Annotated in this window: 16 protein-coding genes; 7 read left to right on the forward strand and 9 right to left on the reverse strand. The window is 69.8% G+C overall.

Going from position 1 to position 22,329, the window contains the following annotated elements:
• Positions 1–53 precede the first annotated feature (53 nt).
• Together ACQP0P_RS41790 and ACQP0P_RS41795 are read right to left on the reverse strand one after the other, a co-directional pair.
• Entirely contained in the window at positions 54–1,982 is a 1,929-nt protein-coding gene (locus tag ACQP0P_RS41790; protein ID WP_433366934.1) for a fumarate reductase/succinate dehydrogenase flavoprotein subunit, read from the reverse strand.
• 56 nt (positions 1,983–2,038) lie between these two features.
• On the reverse strand, positions 2,039–2,800 hold the full coding sequence (locus ACQP0P_RS41795; RefSeq protein ID WP_433366936.1) for a succinate dehydrogenase cytochrome b subunit: 762 nt from the start codon (positions 2,798–2,800) through the stop codon (positions 2,039–2,041).
• 198 nt (positions 2,801–2,998) lie between these two features.
• Here ACQP0P_RS41795 and ACQP0P_RS41800 point away from each other — a divergent pair, with 198 nt between their 5' ends.
• The 7 genes from ACQP0P_RS41800 (at position 2,999) to ACQP0P_RS41830 (ending at position 11,064) form a co-directional block, all read left to right on the forward strand.
• Positions 2,999–3,931 carry a LysR family transcriptional regulator gene (locus ACQP0P_RS41800; RefSeq protein WP_433366939.1) on the forward strand — a complete coding sequence of 311 codons (933 nt, stop codon included), beginning with the start codon at positions 2,999–3,001 and terminating at the stop codon, positions 3,929–3,931.
• 113 nt (positions 3,932–4,044) lie between these two features.
• Positions 4,045–5,199, forward strand: coding sequence for a PP2C family protein-serine/threonine phosphatase (locus tag ACQP0P_RS41805; protein WP_433366942.1), 1,155 nt, complete (start codon positions 4,045–4,047; stop codon positions 5,197–5,199).
• Positions 5,196–6,809, forward strand: coding sequence for a sensor histidine kinase (locus ACQP0P_RS41810; RefSeq protein ID WP_433366945.1), 1,614 nt, complete (start codon positions 5,196–5,198; stop codon positions 6,807–6,809). The genes ACQP0P_RS41805 and ACQP0P_RS41810 overlap by 4 nt, the downstream gene beginning before the upstream one ends.
• Positions 6,802–7,251 (forward strand): response regulator, encoded by a 450-nt coding sequence (locus tag ACQP0P_RS41815; RefSeq protein ID WP_350921681.1) that lies wholly within the window; start codon positions 6,802–6,804, stop codon positions 7,249–7,251. The genes ACQP0P_RS41810 and ACQP0P_RS41815 overlap by 8 nt, the downstream gene beginning before the upstream one ends.
• Before the next feature lie 361 nt (positions 7,252–7,612).
• Positions 7,613–8,398: a hypothetical protein gene (locus ACQP0P_RS41820; protein WP_433366948.1), complete on the forward strand. Its 786-nt coding sequence runs from the start codon at positions 7,613–7,615 to the stop codon at positions 8,396–8,398.
• A 9-nt stretch (positions 8,399–8,407) separates the two neighbouring features.
• Positions 8,408–10,300 (forward strand): fumarate reductase/succinate dehydrogenase flavoprotein subunit, encoded by a 1,893-nt coding sequence (locus tag ACQP0P_RS41825; RefSeq protein ID WP_433366951.1) that lies wholly within the window; start codon positions 8,408–8,410, stop codon positions 10,298–10,300.
• Positions 10,301–10,302: 2 nt separating this feature from the next.
• Positions 10,303–11,064, forward strand: coding sequence for a succinate dehydrogenase/fumarate reductase iron-sulfur subunit (locus ACQP0P_RS41830; protein WP_350921675.1), 762 nt, complete (start codon positions 10,303–10,305; stop codon positions 11,062–11,064).
• Between the two features lie 180 nt (positions 11,065–11,244).
• Here the strand turns inward: ACQP0P_RS41830 and ACQP0P_RS41835 are convergent, their stop codons facing one another.
• From ACQP0P_RS41835 to ACQP0P_RS41865, 7 genes are all read right to left on the reverse strand, one after another.
• Positions 11,245–12,687 (reverse strand): hypothetical protein, encoded by a 1,443-nt coding sequence (locus tag ACQP0P_RS41835; protein ID WP_433366954.1) that lies wholly within the window; start codon positions 12,685–12,687, stop codon positions 11,245–11,247.
• Between the two features lie 117 nt (positions 12,688–12,804).
• The gene (locus ACQP0P_RS41840; RefSeq protein WP_433366957.1) at positions 12,805–15,015 is read right to left on the reverse strand and encodes a hypothetical protein; all 2,211 of its coding nucleotides are present in this window, start codon (positions 15,013–15,015) and stop codon (positions 12,805–12,807) included.
• A gap of 107 nt (positions 15,016–15,122) precedes the next feature.
• The gene (locus ACQP0P_RS41845) at positions 15,123–15,521 is read right to left on the reverse strand and encodes a (deoxy)nucleoside triphosphate pyrophosphohydrolase (protein WP_350921668.1); all 399 of its coding nucleotides are present in this window, start codon (positions 15,519–15,521) and stop codon (positions 15,123–15,125) included.
• A 176-nt stretch (positions 15,522–15,697) separates the two neighbouring features.
• Entirely contained in the window at positions 15,698–16,795 is a 1,098-nt protein-coding gene (locus ACQP0P_RS41850; RefSeq protein WP_433366960.1) for a C40 family peptidase, read from the reverse strand.
• A gap of 13 nt (positions 16,796–16,808) precedes the next feature.
• Positions 16,809–17,477, reverse strand: a complete 669-nt coding sequence (locus ACQP0P_RS41855; RefSeq protein WP_433366963.1) for a hypothetical protein — start codon at positions 17,475–17,477, stop codon at positions 16,809–16,811.
• A 2-nt stretch (positions 17,478–17,479) separates the two neighbouring features.
• Positions 17,480–19,783 (reverse strand): type IV secretion system protein, encoded by a 2,304-nt coding sequence (locus ACQP0P_RS41860; RefSeq protein ID WP_433366966.1) that lies wholly within the window; start codon positions 19,781–19,783, stop codon positions 17,480–17,482.
• On the reverse strand, positions 19,780–22,272 hold the full coding sequence (locus tag ACQP0P_RS41865) for an ATP-binding protein (RefSeq protein WP_433366969.1): 2,493 nt from the start codon (positions 22,270–22,272) through the stop codon (positions 19,780–19,782). The genes ACQP0P_RS41860 and ACQP0P_RS41865 overlap by 4 nt, the downstream gene beginning before the upstream one ends.
• Positions 22,273–22,329: the final 57 nt, after the last annotated feature.

The following is a 22,329-nucleotide window of genomic DNA, read 5'->3' on the forward strand; positions in this document are numbered from 1 at the left end:
CGCGCGGACCGCTCGTTCCTCACGAGCCACTCCGCTCACCGCGCCGGGTGCACTCACTTGTAGCTCCGCTGGCTCATCTTGACGTACTCGTAGTCGAGGTCTTCCTTGTGCAGGATCGGGCCCTGCTCGCCGTACTCCCAGGCCGCGACGTAGGAGAATTTCTCGTCGTCGCGCAGGGCCTCACCGTCGGCGTCCTGCGACTCGGCCCGGAAGTGGCCGCCGCACGACTCGGTTCGGTGCAGGGCGTCGATGCACATCAGCTCGGCCAGGTCGAAGAAGTCGCCGACCCGTCCGGCCCGCTCCAGCGCCTGGTTCAGCTCGTCGGCCTCGCCGGAGACCTTCACGTTCTGCCAGAACTCCTCGCGCAGCTCCGGAATCCGCTCCAGCGCCTTGCGGAGCGACTCCTCGGTACGCTCCATCCCGCAGTACTCCCACATGATCTTGCCGAGTTCACGGTGGTAGGAGTCGGCGGTGCGGTTGCCGTTGTTCGTCAGCAGCTTGTCGATCTTCTGGCGCACCGCGGTCTCGGCCTCGGCCACGTCGTCCTCGTCGACCTCACCGTAGGGGCCGTTCGCGAGGTAGTCACCGATCGTGGTCGGCAGCACGAAGTAGCCGTCGGACAGGCCCTGCATCAGCGCGGACGCGCCGAGACGGTTGGCGCCGTGGTCGGAGAAGTTGGCCTCGCCGATCACGAACAGGCCCGGGATCGTGGACTGCAGGTCGTAGTCCACCCACAGGCCGCCCATCGTGTAGTGCACGGCGGGGTAGATGCGCATCGGCTGGGCGTACGGGTCCTCGCCGGTGATCCGCTCGTACATCTCGAAGAGGTTGCCGTACTTCTTCTCCACCGCCTCGCGGCCCAGACGGCGGATCGCGTCGGCGAAGTCGAGGTAGACGCCCAGGCCGCCGGGGCCGACACCGCGGCCCTCGTCGCAGACGTTCTTGGCCGCGCGGGAGGCGATGTCACGCGGGACCAGGTTGCCGAACGCCGGGTAGATCCGCTCCAGGTAGTAGTCGCGCTCCTCCTCGGGGATCGCCGAGGCCGGACGGGCGTCGCCCGCCTTCAGCGGCACCCACACGCGGCCGTCGTTGCGCAGCGACTCCGACATCAGGGTCAGCTTCGACTGGTGGTCGCCGCTGACCGGGATGCAGGTCGGGTGGATCTGGGTGTAGCAGGGGTTGGCGAACATCGCGCCGCGCCGGTGTGCCCGCCAGATCGCCGTGGTGTTACAGCCCTTGGCGTTCGTCGACAGGAAGAACACGTTGCCGTACCCGCCGCTGGCCAGCACCACCGCGTCGGCGACGTGCCGCTCGATCTCGCCGGTGACCATGTCACGGACGATGACGCCGCGTGCCCGGCCGTCGGAGACGATCAGGTCGAGCATCTCGTGGCGGGTGTGCATCTTGACGGTGCCGGCCGCGATCTGGCGCTCCAGCGCCTGGTAGGCGCCGAGCAGCAGCTGCTGACCCGTCTGGCCTCGGGCGTAGAAGGTACGGGAGACCTGCGCGCCGCCGAAGGAGCGGGTGTCGAGCAGACCGCCGTACTCACGGGCGAACGGCACGCCCTGGGCCACGGCCTGGTCGATGATGTTCACACTGACCTGGGCGAGCCGGTAGACGTTGGACTCGCGGGCGCGGAAGTCACCGCCCTTGACCGTGTCGTAGAAGAGCCGGTAGATCGAGTCGCCGTCGCCGCGGTAGTTCTTGGCGGCGTTGATACCGCCCTGGGCCGCGATGGAGTGCGCGCGGCGGGGCGTGTCCTGGTAGCAGAACGAGGTGACGTTGTAGCCGAGCTCGCCGAGGGTCGCGGCGGCCGAGCCGCCCGCCAGCCCGGTGCCCACGACGATGACGTGGAGCTTGCGCTTGTTGGCCGGGTTGACCAGCTTCGCGGAGAACTTGCGCTTCTCCCAGCGGTCCTCGATCGGGCCGTCGGGAGCCTTGGTGTCACGGATCGGCTCACCTTCGGTGTATCCCGTGCTCATCGTGGCCCTCACCCCTTGTTCTCCGTGCGGAAGATCCGCCGGGTTCGCGCTCTTGCTCACTTGATCACTCCGATCGCGACCGCCACCGGGACCGCGAGGAAGCCGATGACCAGCAGCGCCGACAGGCCCGCGGCGACGGCCTTCAGCGGGCGGTAGCTGCGGCTGCTCGCCAGGCCGAGCGTCTGGAAGGCGCTCCACAGGCCGTGGCGCAGGTGCAGGCCGACCATGACGAGGGCGAGCACATAGACCAGGGTGACCCACCAGCGCGACGGCGCGAAGCCCTCGACCAGGCGGTCGTAGGGGGTGGCGCCGCCACCGGCCGGGTTGACCGCGCCGAACGTCAGGTCCAGCAGGTGGTAGATCACGAACAGCACGATGATGACGCCGCCGTAGCGCATGGTGTGGACCGCGTAGCCGTTCGCCCTGGACTTGCGCCTGGCCGCGTACTTGACCGGGCGGGCCTTGCCCGCCCGCCGGGCCAGGGAGATCGCCGACCACATGTGCAGGGCGACCGCGACGACCAGCACGACCTCGACAACGGTCAGCAGGACCCGGTGCGGGAGGATCGGCTCGCCCATGGTCCGCAGGAAGGCCGCGTAGGAGTTGAACGACTCGGCACCGGCGAAGCTCTTGAGGTTTCCGGCCATGTGGCCGATGAGGAAGAGCACCATCACGGCACCCGTGATGGCCATCACGGCCTTCTTGCCGTTGGAGGAGCCCAGGAAGCCGCCTTTTCGCCCGGGCTTCGCGGTCTTCGCGGTGTCCGCGGGGGGTTTCACAGGCGCGGTGGCGGATCCGCGCTCAATCGTGGCAGTCACCCTTGTGACGCTAGGTAAGGGGATTTATCCAAGTCCAAGTCATCGCGGATGTGGTTTCCATAGCCTGCGGCTATCACCTCTGCGTCCCTGCTGCTTGCGGCGCCGCGTCTCACCATGTGGTGCGAGCAATCTCACATCGTCTCCCTCACCACCACCCGCCCCGAATCCGCGGTCGGAGGGTCCGTACGCTAGGGAAACGTGCAGCTCCAGCAACTCGCCTATTTCGTGGCGGTCGCCGAGGCCCGGCACTTCACCCAGGCCGCCGAGCGGATGCGCGTAGCCCAGCCCTCGCTGAGCAAGCAGATCAAGGCCCTGGAGGCCGAGCTCGGCGCACCGCTGTTCAGTCGTGCCCGGGGAAACGTCACGCTGACCCCCGCGGGCGAGGCGTTGCTACCGCTGGCCCGCCGCATGCTGGCCGACGCCGAGACCGCCAGGAGCGAGGTCGGCGAGCTGGCCGGGCTGCGCCGCGGCCGGGTCCGGCTGGGCGCCACGCCCTCGCTCTGCGCGGGGCTGCTCGCCGACGCGCTGGCCAGGTTCCACCACGCCTACCCCGGCATCGAGCTGTTCGTGGAGGAGGGCGGCTCCCGCGACCTGGTCCGCACCCTCGCCCGGGGCCAGCTCGACCTGGCGCTGATCATCATGCCGCTGCACAGCGACGACCCCGCCCTCGTCACCGAGGAGGTCCTGCGGGAGAACCTCGTCGTCGCCTCTCCCTCGACCACCCGCGTCCGCAGGCCGTACGTGCGCATCGAAGAGTTGCGCCACCGGCCGATGGTGATGTTCAGACGCGGATACGACCTGCGGGAGGCCACGCTCAACGCCTGCCGGCAGGCCGGGTTCGAGCCCAGGTTCGCGGTGGAGGGCGGCGAGATGGACTCCGTGCTGCGCTTCGTGGAGGCCGGGCTGGGGGTCGCGCTGGTGCCCTCGATGGTCCTGGACGGCCGCCCGGGACTTTCCGGGACACCCCTGGCTCCTCCCGGGCTGCGCCGCACCATCGCCATCGCGCACCGCAGGGACGTCGAGCCCACCCGCGCGGCCCAGGCCTTCCGCGCGGCCCTGCTCCTCTTCCTCACCGAGGCCGCCCACGAGGGCAGCCTCCCCCAGGGGCTGGACCTGATCATCCAGGGCTGACTCCCGGCGTCCGGCGGGCGGTGAATCACCTCGCATCGGCACCCCGGTACCTGACGTGTCGCACTATTCTACGTAGCGTTGACAGGTTCTCCCGAGTTCACGAAGAGGCGTCAGTGACCGCCCCCGCCAATGAAACGCTCACGCTTCTTCTCATCGAGGACGACGCGGGCGATGCCTTTCTCGTGGAGGAGTTGCTCGGCGAGGCGGAGAACCCGCCGAAGATCATCTGGGTGCGGAGCCTGGCCGAGAGCAGGGACCGGCTGACCTCCGACGTGCAGTGCGTGCTCGTCGACCTCTCCCTGCCCGACGCGACCGGCCTGGAGGCACTGGAGCAGGTGCTCTCGATGGCGCCGCATGCCGCCGTGCTCGTGCTGACCGGCCTGAACGACACCCACGTCGGCGTGGAGGCGGTCGCCGCGGGCGCCCAGGACTTCCTGGTCAAGCAGGACGTGGAGGGTCGCCTGCTGGCGCGGGCGATTCGCTACGCGATGGAGCGCAAGCGCGCCGACCTGGCCCAGCGCAGACTGGTCGAGGCCGAACTGCTCACCAAGGAGAACTCCCGCCTCGAACGCGGGCTCCTCCCGGTCCCGCTGCTGACCACCGAGATTCTGGAACACCACGCCCGCTACCTGCCAGGACGCAGGCGCGCCCTGCTCGCCGGTGACTTCTGGGACACCGTGCAGAGCCCCGACGGCGCCGTCCACGTGGTGGTCGGCGACGTGTGCGGGCACGGTCCCGACGAGGCCGCGCTGGGGGTCGCGCTCAGGATCGCCTGGCGGACCCTGGTGCTGGCCGGGCACACCGGCAACGAACTGCTCGGCACGCTGGAGTCGGTGCTCCGCCTGGAACGCAAGTCGGCGGAGATCTTCACCACCCTGTGCATCGCCACCATCGACCCCGCGCTCAGCCGCGCGCGGATGCACGTGGTCGGCCACCCGCCGCCGCTGCTGATCCGCGACGGCGCGATCGGCGTGGTGCCGGGCACCCCCTCGGGACCGCCGCTGGGCATCTTCCAGGACGTGCACTGGTCGGAGATCGACGTCGCGCTCGGCGACAACTGGTCGTTGCTGCTCTACACCGACGGGCTGATCGAGGCCACCGTGGGCGGCGGACCCGACCTGCTCGGCACCGAGGGCCTGCTCAGGCTCGTTCAGGAGCAGGGCGGGATCGAACTCGACCGCCTCATCGAACGCGTCATCGAGCTGAACCGTGACGCGCTCAGCGACGACCTGGCGACCGTGCTCATCTCACGGAACGGAAAACGATGACCGACCGTCCGGGCGGCGGCACCAGCCCTCGTCCCCTGCCGGCACTCACCCCCGCGAGGGGTTTCGGGAAGCTCCCGGTGGGGCGCTGGTTCCTGTTCGCCGGGGTGGGCATCGCACTGATCTTCATGGTCTCGGCCGTCGTCACGATCAGGTCGATCGAGGACGCGCGCCAGGCCAGGGAGACCCTGGTCGACGTCATCGATCCGGCGACGCTGCGCACCCTGGAGATCTCCAACGCGCTGACCGCGCAGGAGAGCTCGGTGCGGGCGTACGGCAGGACCAACGAGGAGACCTCCCTGAAGGACTACCGGGAGGCGCTCGCCGCGGAGCACCGGGCGATGGACGCGCTCACCGCGCTGGTCCCCCGGATACCGGAGCGGCAGGCGGTCGGCGCCGAGGTGGCCCGGCTGAAGGCCGGCGGAGACGCCTGGCGGCGTGACTACGCGGAGCAGGTCATCGCCTCGGTGCCGACGCTGAAGACCGACGCCGCCCGGCAGAACGCCACGATCAACGCCACCCGGTTCACCGAGATCCGGCAGTCCCTCTCGGATCTGCAGAGCCACCTGAGCCGGCTGCACGAGATCGGCAGCGCTCGGCTCGACCGTGGCTGGCAGGCCCTCTACATCGCGCTCGTCGGGGTGGCCGGGGCACTGGTCGCGGTCGCGATCGTCTCGGTCCTCATCGTGCGCCACGCGGTGCTCCGCCCGCTGGCGGAGCTGAACGAGCAGGTGCGCGCGGTCGCTCAGGGGGACTTCGACCACAAGCTCAGGGTCGAGCACCCCGCCGAACTGGCCGAGCTGTCCGGCCACGTCGACGCGATGCGCCGCCGCATCCTCGCCGAGTGGCGACGGGCCTCGGAGACGCAGCGCAAGCTGGAGGACCAGGCGACGGAGCTGCGGCGCTCCAACAGCGAGCTGGAGCAGTTCGCCTATGTGGCCAGTCACGACCTGCAGGAGCCGCTGCGCAAGGTGGCCAGCTTCACCCAGATGCTGGAGCAGCGCTACGGCGACCAGCTCGACGATCGCGCCAAGCAGTACATCGCCTTCGCGGTCGACGGCGCCAAGCGCATGCAGATGCTGATCAACGACCTGCTCGACTTCTCCCGGGTCGGCAGGATGGGCGGCGAGCGCGTCGACATCGACGCCACGGTGCCGCTCAAGGCCGCGCTGAACAACCTCGCCGCGCCGATCGAGGACGGGGGGGCGACGGTGACCCACGACGAGCTGCCCCGGGTGCACGGCAACCGGGTGCAGCTCACCCAGCTCTTCCAGAACCTCATCGGCAACGCGATCAAGTTCCACTCGGAGGATCCACCGGAGATCCACATCGGGGTACGGCGCGACGGGGACATGTGGGAGTTCTCCTGCACCGACAACGGCATCGGCATCGACAGTAAGTACACTGACCGCATCTTCCTGATCTTCCAGCGCCTGCACGGGCGGGACGTCTACGCGGGCACCGGCATCGGGTTGGCTCTCTGCAAGAAAATCGTCGAGTACCACGGCGGTCACATCTGGCTGGACACCGAGGACGGCGAACCCGGGAACACCACCAGAACCGGTACGACCTTCCGCTGGACCCTTCCCTCAGGAGAGACCGCTGATGAATGACCTGCGCTGGATCGACGTCCTGCTGGTCGAGGACGACCCGGGCGACGTCCTGCTGACGCGGGAGGCGTTCGAGCTCAACAAGGTCCGCAACAAGCTGCACGTGGTCAACGACGGCGAGCAGGCCATGTCCTTCCTCCGCAAGGAGGGCGAGTACGCCGACGTGCCCCGGCCCGACCTGATCCTGCTCGACCTCAACCTGCCCCGCAAGGACGGCCGGGAGGTGCTCCAGGACATAAAGGCCGACGAGAAGCTCCGCGGGATCCCGGTGGTGGTGCTGACCACGTCGGAGTCCGAGGAGGACATCCTGCGCAGCTACAACCTGCACGCCAACGCCTACGTCTCCAAGCCCGTCGACTTCGACCAGTTCATCAGCGTGGTCCGGCGGATCGACGACTTCTTCGTGACCGTCGTCAAGCTGCCCAACTCCGGCCAGCACTACTGACGGCACGCCACGCCCGGCGGCGGGATCCCCCGGTCCGCCGGGTGTCGTCCATCCGGGCGAGATCCCCGAGGCCGGGATTCCGGTGCCCGTTTTCACGGCCCCCGAGACCTCCCTGTGATCGTCCATCTCGTGAGACGTCGCAGGCAGGGCACCTCTGCGCGCCAACGTGACAGGAATCACACCTGGCTAGTGAAATTACCAGTGACCTCTCTCACATAACCCCCGGGCTCCGTCGTAACGTATCCCCCACCAACATGCGCGCGCACGTGTGAGCCGGCGCGACCATGGCCCAGCGCGCGGCACAACTGAAACGACCCGGACCCCAAGGCGAGCGGGGTTCGCGGGAGGTGGAGAGGTCTCGATGACCCAGACAACGGCCGAGAGCCCGGCCAGAAGGCAACGTGCGCAGATCAAGGAGCGCACCCTGCGAACCGACCCGTGGTGGCGCTATCCACTGGTCACATTCATCATCTTCACGGCATTCCTCGTCTACGCCACGTGGGCGATCTTCGACGCGAGCTACTTCGTGTCCCCATATCACGCGCCGTTCGCGTCACCCTGTCTCGCGACGAGCTGTCCGGAGGAGGCGCGGCTGTTCGGCCTCGCCCCGTTCGGCGACTGGTACGCCCTGCCCCCGGGATTGCTGATCCTCGGCCTCCCCGCGGGGTTCCGCTTCACCTGCTACTACTACCGCAAGGCCTACTACCGGGGGTTCTGGCTCTCGCCCCCGGCGTGCGGGGTGGCCGAGCCGCACAAGAAGTACACTGGTGAGTCGCGCTTCCCTCTGATTCTTCAGAACATTCACCGTTACTTCTTCTACGCGGCGATCGTCATCGGCCTCATCCTGGCGTACGACGCGGTGAAGGCGCTGATCGCCAAGCCGACCGGCCTGGGCACGTGGATCCTGATCGTCAACGCGATCCTCATCAACCTGTACACGCTGTCGTGCCACTCCTGCCGGCACATCACGGCCGGGCGCCTGAACCACTTCTCCAAGCACCCGGTCCGCTACCGGGCCTGGGGCATCGTCTCCAAGCTCAACGCCAAGCACCAGGAGCTCGCACTGATCTCCATGTTCAGCGTGATGGGCGCCGACATCTACGTCCGACTGGTCGCCAAGAACATCATTCCCTTCCCGTTCGCATAAGGATCACCAGTGGAAATCGAGCGTCACGAATACGACGTCGTCGTCATCGGCGCCGGCGGAGCGGGGCTGCGGGCGGCCATCGAGGCCCGCCAGCAGGGCAAGCGTACGGCGATCGTCTGCAAGTCCCTGTTCGGCAAGGCGCACACGGTCATGGCCGAGGGCGGCGCCGCCGCGGCCATGGGCAACGTCAACAGCGACGACAACTGGATGGTGCACTTCCGCGACACCATGCGGGGCGGCAAGTTCCTCAACAACTGGAGGATGGCCGAACTGCACGCCAAGGAGGCGCCCGACCGGGTCTGGGAGCTGGAGGCGTGGGGCGCGCTGTTCGACCGCACCAAGGACGGCAAGATCAGCCAGCGTAACTTCGGCGGGCACGAGTACCCGCGGCTGGCCCACGTCGGCGACCGCACGGGCCTGGAGCTGATCCGCACCCTGCAGCAGCGGGTGGTCGCGCTCCAGCAGGAGGACGAGAAGCTCCACGGTGACGCCGAGGCGTACATCAAGGTCTTCCAGGAATGCACGGTGACCCGCCTGCTCAAGGACGGCGACGCCATCTGTGGCGCCTTCGGCTACTGGCGGGAGAACGGCAGGCTCATCCTGTTCGACGCCCCCGCGATCGTGCTGGCCACCGGCGGCATCGGCAAGTCGTACGTGGTCACGTCCAACTCGTGGGAGTACACCGGCGACGGCCACGCGCTGGCCCTGCTGGCCGGGGCGAACCTGATCAACATGGAGTTCATCCAGTTCCATCCCACCGGGATGGTCTGGCCGCCCTCGGTCCGGGGCATCCTCGTCACCGAGTCCGTCCGCGGCGACGGCGGGGTGCTGACGAACTCCGAGGGCAAGCGCTTCATGTTCGACTACATCCCCGAGGTGTTCAAGGACAAGTACGCCACCTCCGAGGAGGAGGGCGACCGCTGGTACACCGACCAGGCCAACAACCGCCGCCCTCCGGAGCTGCTCCCCCGCGACGAGGTCGCGCGGGCCATCAACTCCGAGGTGAAGGCGGGACGCGGATCGCCCCAGGGCGGCGTCTACCTCGACGTCTCCACCCGCCTCCCGGCCGCCGAGATCATCAAGCGGCTGCCGTCGATGCACCACCAGTTCAAGGAGCTGGCCGACGTCGACATCACCAAGGAGGCCATGCAGGTCGGCCCGACCTGCCACTACATCATGGGCGGCGTCGAGGTCGACGCCGACACCGGCGCGGCGGCCGTACCCGGCCTGTTCGCGGCCGGTGAGGTCTCCGGCGGCATGCACGGCTCCAACCGGCTGGGCGGCAACTCGCTGTCGGACCTGTTGGTGTTCGGCCGCCGCGCGGGCATGGGAGCGGCCTCGTACGTGGACGGCCTGGCCGCCCGGCCGAAGATCTCCGAGGAGTCCGTGGCCACGGCGAGCGCGGAGGCGCTGGCCCCGCTGGAGCACTCGGGCGAGAACCCGTACGAGGTCCACCACGAGCTGCAGCGGACGATGAACGAGCTGGTCGGCATCATCCGCAAGTCCGAGGAGGTCTCCGAGGCGCTGGAGGCGGTGGAGAAGCTCAAGGAGCGGGCCCAGAACGTCGGCGCGGCCGGCAACCGGATCTACAACCCGGGCTGGCACCTCGCCCTCGACCTGCGCAACATGCTCCTGGTCTCGGAGTGCGTGGCGAAGGCTGCGCTGCTGCGCGAGGAGAGCCGCGGCGGCCACACCCGTGACGACTTCCCGGTCATGTCCGCCGAGTGGCGGACCAAGATCCTGCGCTGTGCCCTCACCCCGGACGGCTCCGGCATCACGGTCGAGGAGCAGGTCCAGACCGCGATGCGGGACGACCTCATCACGCTGTTCGACCGCGACGAGCTGAAGAAGTACATCACCGAGGAAGAGCTGGCCGCCTTTGACGCGCTGGCCAAGGAGTAACCATGAGTTACAAGGCGAAGTTCCGCGTCTGGCGGGGCGAGGGCGGCGAGGGCAAGCTTGAGGACTTCACCGTCGAGGTGAACGAGGGCGAGGTCGTTCTCGACATCATCCACAGGCTCCAGGCGACCCAGGCCCCCGACCTCGCCGTCCGCTGGAACTGCAAGGCCGGCAAGTGCGGCTCGTGCTCCATGGAGATCAACGGCAGGCCGAAGCTCGGTTGCATGACCCGGATGTCCACCTTCAGCGAGGAGGAGACGATCACCGTGACGCCCATGCGGACGTTCCCGGTGATCAAGGACCTGGTCACGGACGTCTCGTACAACTACCAGAAGGCCAGGGAGATCCCGTCCTTCACTCCTCCGGCCGACGTGAAGCCGGGCGAGTACCGCATGCAGCAGATCGACGTCGAGCGGTCCCAGGAGTTCCGCAAGTGCATCGAGTGCTTCATGTGCAACAACGTCTGTCACGTCATCCGTGACCACGAGGAGAACAAGCCCGACTTCGCCGGTCCGCGCTTCCTGATGCGGATCGCCGAGCTGGACATGCACCCGTACGACGTGGCCGACCGCAAGGACTCCGCTCAGGAGGAGCACGGCCTGGGCTACTGCAACATCACCAAGTGCTGCACCGAGGTCTGCCCCGAGCACATCAAGATCACTGACAACGCGCTGATTCCCATGAAGGAGCGCGTCGTCGACCGGAAGTACGACCCGCTGGTCTGGCTGGGCAACAAGATCTTCAAGCGTTCCGGCTCGAAGAGCTGACCCCTGCACGGTGGCGCCGCCCACGGGGCTCTCCCCGGGCGGCGCCGCCGTGTTTCCCCGATGTTTCGACCACGGCGCTCAGCCCCCCGCGACTTTCCGCGGTGTCTCAGACCGGCGGCGCGATCAGCGGCTCGGGAGAGCCGCGACCGGCCACGACGGTGACCGCCGGGCCGGTGAAGATCAGCTGGAACGGCGGAAGAGACCGCGCTTCTTCTTGCCGGTGTCCTGACCGGGGAGCGGGTAGACCGCCGTCGAGCCCGGCCCCGTGGGAGGCTGCTCGCCGGCGTCCGGCCGACTACCGGGGCCACCGGGACCGATCAGCGTCGCCGTATCACCGCCGGGACCACCGTGAACCGGCGGGCCGCCACTGCCGTGCGCCCCACTGCCGTGCGCCCCGTCGACGGAACCCCCGTGGCCGCCAGGGCCGCCTCGGGCGGGCTCCTGCGGGAACGGCGCCCCGGGGAACTCGGGCTGGGCATGCTCGTCCGGCCCACTCTGACCCGGCCCACTCTGACCCAGAGCGCCCTGACCCGGAGCGCCCTGCGACTCGGGTCCGAAGGGCTGGAAATCGCCCTGGGGGCCGGCCGGCAGGTTCCGATCACCCTGCGGTTCCTGGCCGAAGGGCTGGGTGCCGTGGAACGCGGCCGCCGAGCCGTCCTGGCCCACCGGGCCGTAGGGCACCTGCCCCTGGACGGTCTGACCGTACGGGTCGCCGTGGCCGGTGGCCTGCTGCTCGTAGCCGGGCCCGGGCAGGTACGCCGTCGTCTGCTCGTAGCCGTAGGGGTACTGCCCGGGGGCGTAACCCTCCGGGTAGACCGGAGAGTACATCTGCATCGGGACGAGGCTGATGATCGGCGCGTAGGCCGTGCCGCTCTGGTAGGGGCCGGGAACGAAACCGGGTCCGGCGGCGTAGCCGGGACCGCCGTGATAGGCCATCGGGTCCATCGAATCGACGCGGGGACCCATTCCCCGGGGACCGGCCCGGCGGATGGCCGCGGCGTGGGCCAGGCGGCGCAGCCTGCCCTCGAAGATCAGCACGGCGAACAGCACCAGCAGCACCAGGATCAGCGCCGGGATGCCGAGCTGGCGGCTCAGCGTGGCCCCGTCGAACTCGGCGTTCGCGTTGCGGATCTCGGCCACGGAGGAGCCGGCGGCGTTCTCGTCGAACGTGGCGCTCTCTTCGGGGGTGGGCGTGGCGGCGGGAAGCGTGTCCGACGGGGTGCTGGCCGGGAACTGGACCTCCGCCTCCTCGGACGCCGAAGGGCTGGCCTCGGTCTCCGGCGGAGCGATCGGGGCCGAGGTCTCCTGGGCCGGCGGAGCGACCGGCTCCTGCGCGGGCGGCGGGGTCGGGGTCTTCGAGGGCTTCGCCGGCGGGACGGTCACCGTGGTGGTCACGGTCTTCTGCGGGACCGGGCTCTCCTCCGGAGTGCCGCCCCCGGGATCCTCGGTGACCGTGACCGTGACGATCGGCGTGGGCTCCTCACAGGGCCCCGCCGGATCGACGTCACATCCGGGGATGTACGACGGGTCGGCGACCATCGTCCTGACCGTCGCGCCGGCCACGGAGGAACCGGTGAGCGGTGCCACGGCGACCAGGAAGGCACCGCTGATCCCAAAAGACATCACAACGGCGGAGACAGCTACCCTGAGCCGTGCTCGCGTCACCGGTGCCCTCCGTGCAATCAACCATGAACACGCCAAAGAAATACTAGTTGGGCAAAAGTAACAGTAAATCGCCTTTTACAAAACGTGTCGCGAACGACGGCGGCGCTGGATCCTCCGCTGCAGCCAGAGGAGGCCGAGGAGTGCTCCCACCGCCGCTCCCACCGCTGGTAGGCCCCGTACCCCTGTCAGCAGCGGGCTTGACTCGGCGACCGCCTGGACCTGGGTGTTCGGACCGTCGAGATCCTGCGGGAGGGGCGCACCCTGCGGTACGGGGACCTGTGCGGCGGCGGGGAAGGATCCCACCGGCGGCAACTGGAACTGGGCCCCGGTCCCGAAACCGGGCGGCTGGCCCGCCCCCGCCATCCCCGCGGAGGCCGGCGGCACCTGCGCAGGTACACCCGGCACCTGCCCCATGGGCAGCGGCGGTATCTGCTGCGGCATCATCGGTGCCTGGCCGCCCGGCGGCTGCGCCATGGGCACCTGCTGTCCCGCTCCCGGGAAGCCGGTCCCTGGGTAGCCGGTCCCTGGGTAGCCGGGACCGACCGGCCCGCCCGCTTCCCGTTGCGGCGCACCGGGCCGGCCGGCCTTTCCCTGCCCGCCTGCCCCCGGATGGCCCGGAAGCATCGGCTGCCCCATCCCCTGCGGCTGCGCGCCGAGCTGACCGGGCTGGACGAGCATGCCCTGACTGAGCTGACCGGGCATGCCCTGACCGAGCTGACCAGGCTGGACGAGCATGCCCTGACCCGGCTTAGCCGGTCGGCCAGGCATGCCCTGACCGGGCTGGACGAGTTGTCCGGCCGGCCACTGGACGGCCCCCGGGTAACCGGGCCCCATCGGCGCCACCGCCGGGCGGCGCGCTCCGGGCTTGCCGATCACCGTCTGGCCGCCTGCCGGATAGCCGGGTCCCACGGGCCCGAGCATCGGCCGGCCCGCCCCCTCGCGGCGCGTGTTGGACCGGCAGGCCGCCCGCTGCTTCCTGGACATCTTCCGCCCGGCCGCCCCGCGTCCCGCGTGAGACCCCATGACCGGATGGTTCCTGCCGTTCTGTCGCTGAAGGAGCTGTTCCTCAGGTGTTTTCACCGGCTTCGGTACGGCCACGGCCGGGCCCTGGCCGGCCACACCGCCGCTCGTCTCCGGTGCGGTGCCCGGAACGGCGGCGTCGGCGGGAAGCCGCGTTCCCGGCTGAACCGAGCCCTCGGGAGCCACCGGGGCCGAGGAAGCCACCGGGGCCGAGGGGGCAGCCGGGGCCGAGGAAACAGCCGGGACGGGAGCCACCGGGGTCGAGGGCACGGCCGTGCTCCCGCCCATGCCCGTAGCGGCACTGCCACCCGCACCCGCCACGACCGATCGCGGCGCCTCGGGGCCCGACGACCTTTCCAGAACGTCAAAAAGGAACGCCAGCGCGCGCTGTTCGACCTTCTCCGCCTTCGACGCGCCGGGGGCGATCTTCGGAACCCAGCCCCGCTCCCCGACTGCCTGGGGAGCGTTGAGGACCAGGTCGACGCCACCGAGCGTCTCCATGCCCGGGTACGGATCCGCGGGCCGGGCCGGCGAAGCATCTCCCAGATAAATCCTGGAAGGGCCGGAGATCTCCGGAACACCGGAGCCGCCGTGCGACGGCGACGCCCCGGCACTCACCCCGGAGACGGGCAGAGTCTGCCTGACCTCCCTCTGGGCGTGGGCGGGCTCCGGGATCCCGGCGGCGCCCCGGATCTGCCGCATCACCGCGTCCGGCCCCCCGACGGTGCCTCCGGCGGTGTCATCGACAGCGTCCCCGACAGCGTCCCCGACAGCGTCCCCGACGGTGCCCCCGACGGTGCCCCGCACCTGCCGGGTCACCACATCCGAGCCCTTGAGCGTGCCCTGGCCCTGCTGCACCGTCTCGCCACCGGGTCCGCGCATCCGGGCCATCGCGGTCAGCGTGATGTCCCGGGGACGCTGCGGCGCGGCGAGCAGCACGTCGACGAGCCCGCCGTCGGCGGGCAGGTCACCGACCGAGCAGACCGCCGTTCCCTTGGGGAGCGGTGTCGCGGGCCTGGTCACCACCGGGCACTCGATGCTTCTGAGGGCATCGGCGGGGGTCGTCACGACCGCCAGCCGCGCGCCGGTACCCGGCCCTCGCAGGCGGATGCGGAAACGGATCACCTCTCCGGTGCGGCTCCACCGCGACCACGTACCGGGGGCGACGGCCAGGTCGAGGGGCAACTCGGCCGGCTCGGCCGGCTGGGCGGCGTACACCCCCGAGGCGCCGCCGAGGATGAGCACCCCCGCTCCGACTGCCGACACGATCCGAGTACCACGCCACCATACGGTCACCGCATATCTCCGTTCCCCGGGTACGGACACGTGACATCGCCACGTCCAGTAGCAGTTATGTCACGGTGCGGAGTCGATCAATCCTTATTGAACCGACCTTGCCCATCGTTGAGACGACCTTGTACCGCCCGCACGATTGGCAGGTCCGCGGGCAGCCACGCCACGTCGTAGAGCTCGTCCACCTCCAGCCAGCGCAGATCCAGGTGCTCCCTGGTCTCCGGCCTGCCCTCGGCGATCACCGCGAACCAGACCCGCAGGACGTAGCCGCCGGCGAGCGCCCAGTCGCCGCCGACCCGCTCGCCCACCTCGATCAGTACGCCGAGCTCCTCCTGGCACTCCCTGACCAGCGCCGTGTGCTCGTCCTCGCCGGGGTCGACCTTGCCTCCCGGCAGCTCCCAGCCGCCGGCCAGCTCGGGAGGGTCGGCGCGCTGGGCGGCGAGCAGCCTGCCCTGGCCGTCGACGATGGCGGCACCCACAACGACCTTTTCCGTGGCTCCTCCGCTCCCCGAGGAAAGCGGCTTCTCGCTTCCCCCGGCCGAGTTGGGCGATGGTCAAGCCCTGACCGCTTCGAACACAGGAACCGTAACAGGAAGCGGTTCACCTGCCGGGTAGGCCAGGCCGTCCCGCTCCGAACATGACGCCCCCGATTCTGTCAGCCCTGCTCCCTCAGCTTGAGTTGCTCCAGGATCTGGGGGTGTTGCAGCGGGCGGGTGAATCCCATGATGCTGGTGCGTTCCCGGTAGGTGGTGACCTTGATCGGCCCGCACAGCCGGCATCTCGCCTCGATCATCTTGCCCGGCGACACCACCATGCCCACGTGCCCCGGACGGTTCGGGCCGGTGCCGGGACCGGCGTTGAAGAAGACGAGATCCCCCGCCTGCTCCTGCCCCGCGGGGATCTTCACGCCGAACGGCCACTGGACGAACGTGGTGCGCGGGATGGTCAGGCCGACGCTCCGGTAGGCCATGTAGATGATCCCCGAGCAGTCGTAGCCGGCGGGCCCGGTGCCGCCCCAGATGTAGGGCTTGCCGCGCTGGGCCAGCGCGTACTGCAGGATCCCGGCCACCGTGCCGGTCGGCGCCGCCTCCAGCATGGGCTCGTCGCAGCTGTCGTCCGCCTCGGGCGGGGTGGTGACCTCGCCGTCCTTGGCGTACTTCTTGGCGATCTCCATGACCTGGTCGACGTACCACCAGGCACGGTTGTAGACGAACAGCGAACGCCGTACGTCCTCCGGCGCGCCGTTCCGCTTCAGCATCTTCGCCGCGCCTAGGATGGCGTCAGCCGGGTTGTACACGTCGGCCCAGCCGTCTCCGTCGCCGTCGGAGGCGTAACCGTTGAACGTGGACGGGATCTTGATCTTGGCCTTGCCTCCCCAGGTGCTGATGAGAAACTGCATCGGCCCGGCGGCGCCCGCGTAGTTGACGCCGCTGCGCACGCCGGGGAGCGTGGAGCGGCCGTGGTCGGTCTCGCGCTTGCCGACCCCGGCGAGCACGTTCCACTGCACGCCGACCTGCTGCCCGTGCTCGCGATAGAGCTTCAGATACTCCTCGGGGATGTCGGACGTCGCGGTCTCCGACTCGTCGCCCACCGTCTGGACGTTCTGCCCACAGTCGGGTTGCGCCTGCCCGGTGATGGAGGGGAACGAGGGAAAACCGCTGATCATCATCATCGGCGCCATGATCAGCGTGATCATGCAGAGCCCGGCGACTCCGAGGACCAGCGCGAGGCGCAGGTGTCTGTTCTCCCTCATGAGGTTCCGCCGTTCATCCGGCCGCGCCGGTCTCGGAAGGCTGTTCGTCTCCCTCCTGGCCGGAATCCGCCGGCTGGAGGTCGTGGACACGCCATTCGGCACCGACTTGGATGAGCGTGACGGCGTACTCCGCGGTCCTCTCGTTCACCCCGCTCTTGGCCGTGACGTTCTGGGTGCCGACGACCACGAACACCACCGAGGCGCTGTTGATCTGCCGGATCTCCTTCACCCGCGCCGCGCCGACCGAGACGACCTCGTCGGCCCTGTTCGCCTCGACGGTGCCCGGCGAGGTGACCGTGCGCAGCATCACCCCGGAGAACTCGGCCGTGGTATAACCCTTGAGGCGGTCGCCGTAGACCGCCGGGTCCTCGTCGTAGCTGAACGTGCCGTACTCGGCGGTGAAGCGCTGCGCGTAGTCGGCTGCGGCCGCCAGCTCCTGCTTGGTCATCGGCAGGTAGGAGTAGACGTCGAAGGGCGCGTTGCTGGCCGTCGCCTCCGGGCGCGTCGGCTCCACGACCGGCTCCTGTCCCGATGCCACGGTACGGGTGGCACCCGCGGGCTCTGCCGGGTTCTCCACCCCACCGCCGCTCTCCGGCCACATGGTCAGATAGACGCCGACCGCCGCGAGCACCGCGACCAGCACCGCGAAGACGGCTCCCCGCCGGTTGCCTCCCTCGGTCAACGTCAGTCCCTGTCCGGGTTGGACGGGCGGAGCCAGAACGGTGGCGGCTCACCGGCATCACCACCGCGCTCCGCTCGCCTGGTGATCCAGAGCGGTGGCGCCTCGGACGACCTGCCCCCGGCGTCCCGGTTCCGCGAACCGCCGGAGGAACTCCGCGAGCCGCCGAAGATGCTCTCGCCCGACCTCGAACCGCCCGAGCCCTTCGACCCCGAGGAGCCGCCGTTACGCGACCCCGAGCCGGAGCCGCCTCGCGAGGAGCCGCCGAAGATGCTGCCGCCCGACCGGCCGCCGCCACCCGAGGACGGCGCGGCGGGCCTGACCGCCGAGGGGCCGGACGACCTGCCCGCCGAGGACGCCCCGTTGCCCGAGGAGCCGCCTTGCGGCGCCCAGCCTCCCGACGAGCCGCCGAACCAGCCGCCGGAGCCGCGTCCCGAGGAACCTCCGGACCTGGTGGGGGGCGCGCCGCCGCCCGTACCGGCACCAGAGAGGTTGAGCGGTGGCGCCGCGCCCGGGCGGGCCACGGTGACCGGGCGGCCGGTGCCCTTGCGCCGCCCCGCCGCCTGGGAGTCGGTGTCGAGCGGCGCCGGTTGCGCGCCGACCGGGACCCGGGTGCCCGACGGAGTGGCCGGCGTGGCGCCGTCCTCGCCGCGTCCCCTGCCCTGGGCGACCGTGGCGGCGGCCGCCGCGCCGACGGAGGCTCCGCCGGCCATCGCGGCCGCCTGGAGCATCGGCTCCGCCTTGCGCATGCCCCAGCGGCCCACCCTGGCCGCGGCGACCGGCGGCAGCGCGGACGCGGCCCGCTGCAGGGTCGGCGCGGTGGCCGCGTCGCCGAGCATCCGGGTGGTGAGCGTGTGCCCGTCCATGGAGGCGAACAGGTGCTGGAAGGGCCGCCGGTAGAAGAACACCGCGATCGTCAGGATCGCCATGAACATGACCTGCATGCCCCACGGCATCGCGGTGGAGATGATCAGCGCGTAGCCGTACACGAGCACGCCCAGGACGAGGGCCAGCACCGCCTGTCTGAGCAATGTGCCGATCAGCATCTCCACCCAGCGCATGGCGATGATCCGCCCGGATCCCGGATGGACGCCGATCAGCAGGAAGACCGGCGCGAGGATCAACAGCAGCAGGAACCCGACCTTGAGCACCAGCAGCGAGACCGCCACCAGGAAGATCAGCAGCCCCGCGACCACCGCGGCCATGAAGGCGCCGATCGCGACCCCCAGCCGGTTCGTCCAGTCCTTGCCCTGGAAAAGGGGGAAGATCGGCGTGTTCTGCAGCTTGTCGGCGATCTCTGTCTCGTATCGTGCCTGGTGAGAGCCCGCTTCGGGCGCCTGCTGGGCCTTCATCTCGGCCGCGTCGATCGTCTGGATCTCCAGCAGCTTGGCGCCGAACGCCTTGATGACGGGGGCGTCGGCGTCGGCCGTGCCGAACTGGCCCATCAGCCACGGCTTGCAGACCAGGGTGGACCAGAGCGCGTCGGAGTTCTGCTCGACTCCGGGCACGCCGCTCTGCCCGTATCCACCGCCCTGGGGCTGCGGGTTGAGGTCGCCCTTGGCAGGCAGGCAGGAGGTGCCACCCGCGCCGGGCAGTCCAGAGAAGGCGGAGTTGACCACCTCGCCGGTCTTGTCGGTGACGACCTTGCCCAGCCCGGTGAGGTCTCCGGGGCGGCTGAAGAACCAGACGGCCACGGTGACCGCGAGGACCATCCAGATGACGCCCTCGGCGGTGGTGGTCGCGCGCTTGCGGATCAGCCCGTACCAGGCCAGCCAGATGGCGCCCAGGATCACCAGCGGCCGCAGGAACGGCCAGTACATGGCGTCGGCCAGGCGGACCACCATGTCGTCGACGACGTTCTTGATCGACTCCAGCGGCCCCTCGGTGGCGGCCGCCTGGTAGGTCGTGATGGTCAGCCGGTCCAGCGCCTTGGCCCACAGGAAGACCGTGTTGGCCATCGCGTTGCCCATCACCGCGGCGATGTCGTCGCAGCCGAGCTGGTGGGTGTGCCAGAACTGGCCGCTCATGCCGTAGGTCGCGTAGTTGCCCTGAACCGCCGGGGCCGCCGCCTGGGCACCCGGCTGCGCCGCGTCGGGGACCGGCGGCTTGATCAGGCCGTCCACGCCTCCCGCGACGATGTCCGGGGACAGGTCGGGCGACATGTCGCAGGGAGCGGCGGCGACGGCCGTGGACGCGTCGTCGGGGAACACCATTGGCAGCGCGAGGAACGCGGCCAGTGCCACCAGCCCGATGGCGATCCGCCTGCCCAGTCTTCCCTTGCGGGAACCCCTCTTGCGAGAGCCCTTCATGACCGCACCTCCAGCGCCGCAGCCCCCGGCCCACCGACTCTGTCGCCCCCAGGAAGATCATGCACTTTCTCGTCGGGTTTGTCGTGGGTAGGGTTCGTATCCAGCCAGCGCAGCAGCTCATCCGAGATCAGGTCCACCCCGATACGGCCTGCCCGGCCGTCCAGATCCCGGAAGACGCACTCACCGTTACCGAGCGAGCGCAGCACCGCCTTGTGCTCCTCGGACGCCTCGACGCCGAGCAGCGCCATCACGTGCTCCACCTCGACCCGTTCGGTGGAGCGGAACGCGAACACCGAGGAGAGACAGTTCGTCACCTGCTCGCTCAGCAGGTCACCGGCGTTCTGCGAGACCAGCACCAGCGCCGTGTTGCGGGAGCGGCCCATCCTGCTGACCTCGGGCACCAGCTTGGCGCCCTCGGGAGTGGAGGTGATCGCCCATGCCTCGTCCAGGAAGATCGCCTTGGGGGTCCGCCGGTCCAGGCCGTTCATCAGCCCCCGCGCGAACTGCGCGACGAGGTAGAGCAGCGCCACCGACAGCCGCTGCTCGTAGGAGTAGTCGTCGCGGCCGGTGGAGGCGTCGGGCAGGGTCAGACCGCCCAGGGTGAAGACGGTGGTCCAGCCCTCGGTGTCGATCTGGTCGCCGCCCGAGGGGTCGAAGCAGAGCCTGGCCAGATGCATGTCGGACATGGAGCGGAGCACCGCGCCCAGGTTCTTGGAGGCGGCGTCGTCCGTCTGCTCCAGGAAGTCGACCACCTTGCCCAGCGACGGGTCCTCGGCGTTGGAGACCGCGGCGACCGCCTGGATCATCGCCGACTCGCGCTCCTCCGACATACGCGGCAGCAGCAGGCGCAGGGTCTCGGTGGCCATCGTCTTCTTGGCCGCGAGGTCGTCACCGAAGGAGAACGGGTCGAGCAGGCCCGGTGCCGCGGAGCCGAGCGGGATGATCCGTGCCTTCCTGCCCCGCTTCCGTAGCAGCTGGACCAGCGAGTCGGCGTCGCCCTTGGGGTCGATGACCGCGACCGTCACCCCGCGCAGCGCCATCTGGTAGATCATCAACAGCGCCAGCGTGGTCTTGCCACCGCCGGGTTCGCCGGTGATGGCGATGGCCGTGGGCCGGTTGCGCGTCGCCGCCACCAGCGGGTCGAAGTGCACGATGCTGCGCGCCCGGCCCAGGGTCTCCCCCACGTACGGCCCCATCCAGCCCGAGCCGCCCTCGTCCGTCCGGTCGCCCAGGTCGACGGTGGCGGTGGCCATGCCGCCCGCGATGGTGCGCAGCGGCTGCCGCTGCGCGTAGGCGTTGACCCTGACCCGCTCGCCCGGCAGCGTCTCGCAGAACAGCGAGAACTGGTCGCCGGTGGAGTTGACGATGTCGATGCCCATGTCGCGGTAGTGCTCCACGACCGCCTCGACCCGCTGCACGCAGATCTCCTCGGTCGGGGCCGACACGATCAGCCGGTGCCAGCCGTACACGAACGGCAGGCGCTCCTTGGTGATGCCGTGCTCCAGCATCCGGGCCGCGTCGATCTGCTCGGCCAGGGCCAGCGGTGCCTCCGCCCCGGCCTCGCGGATGTGGATGTCCATGTCACGGGCGTGGGCGAGCTGGCGCGCCACGTCCTTGCTCGCCTTGACCGGCGGGATCAGCCGCATCCTCGAACTGATCTCCACCGGGAAGGGCAGCTGGTCGGCGAAGTGCATCCAGGGCTCGCCGTCGGGGAAGGGCATCAGGTCGGGGAAACGGGCGAAGGACATGTGCGCCACGTAGGAGTCACCGTGCGGCTGCTCGATCCGGAGCAGCGCCCTGCCGTTGTGGATCTGCCCCTCGACGAGGGACTCGATCTCCCCCTGCCCCCACCGCCGCTTGGGGCTGGCCGAGGCCGGAGGGTCACCGAGGGAGCCGGTCGTGGCGTGCTGGAACAGCCAGGCGAGCTCGACGGAGCTGGCGTGCCTGGCGTACAGGGCGCTGGCCGACAGCGCCCTGCCCAGCCGCTCCGCCTGCTCGGACCACTTGGCGATCTCCGCCTTGGGGACGTGGTCGTCCTCGATGCCCAGGGCCTTCTCGCTGCGCTGATAGAAGCCGAAGAGCTGGGAGAGGACCCCGGTGCCCAGTTGCCTGCCGCGCGTGCCGAGCCGCACGCCGAGGTAGACCTCCTTGGTCCAGAAGTCCTTGGCCCAGACGTGCCGGTACATGTCCTCCAGGTAGTCACGCCAGCCGGGGCCCTCGTCGGAGGTGGCGTTCAGCGCCATCGCCCATTCGGCGGCCGGGTAGGTGCGGTGCGCCACCCGCAGGTGCACCTCGGCGTCCGGCATCCGGATGGCGGCCAGCGCGATCGTGACATTGGTGGCCAGCGCCTCCCGCTCCTCGGGAGTGATGAACTCGTAGCTCACGGTGGGAAGCCTGAAATAGGCCCAGACCGACGAGTCGGTCAGCAGGATCCGGTCGTCGAAGTACCGGACGGCGAGGCGGCTGCGCGCTCGGGACGCACGACTCACAGACCCTCCCCAACCGGTCGTACGGCCCTGCCTGCACGGCCTCCGGCCCGCCCGCTC

Origin of the sequence: Streptosporangium sp. CA-115845, assembly GCF_050943795.1 — a bacterium.
Lineage (GTDB): Bacteria > Actinomycetota > Actinomycetes > Streptosporangiales > Streptosporangiaceae > Streptosporangium.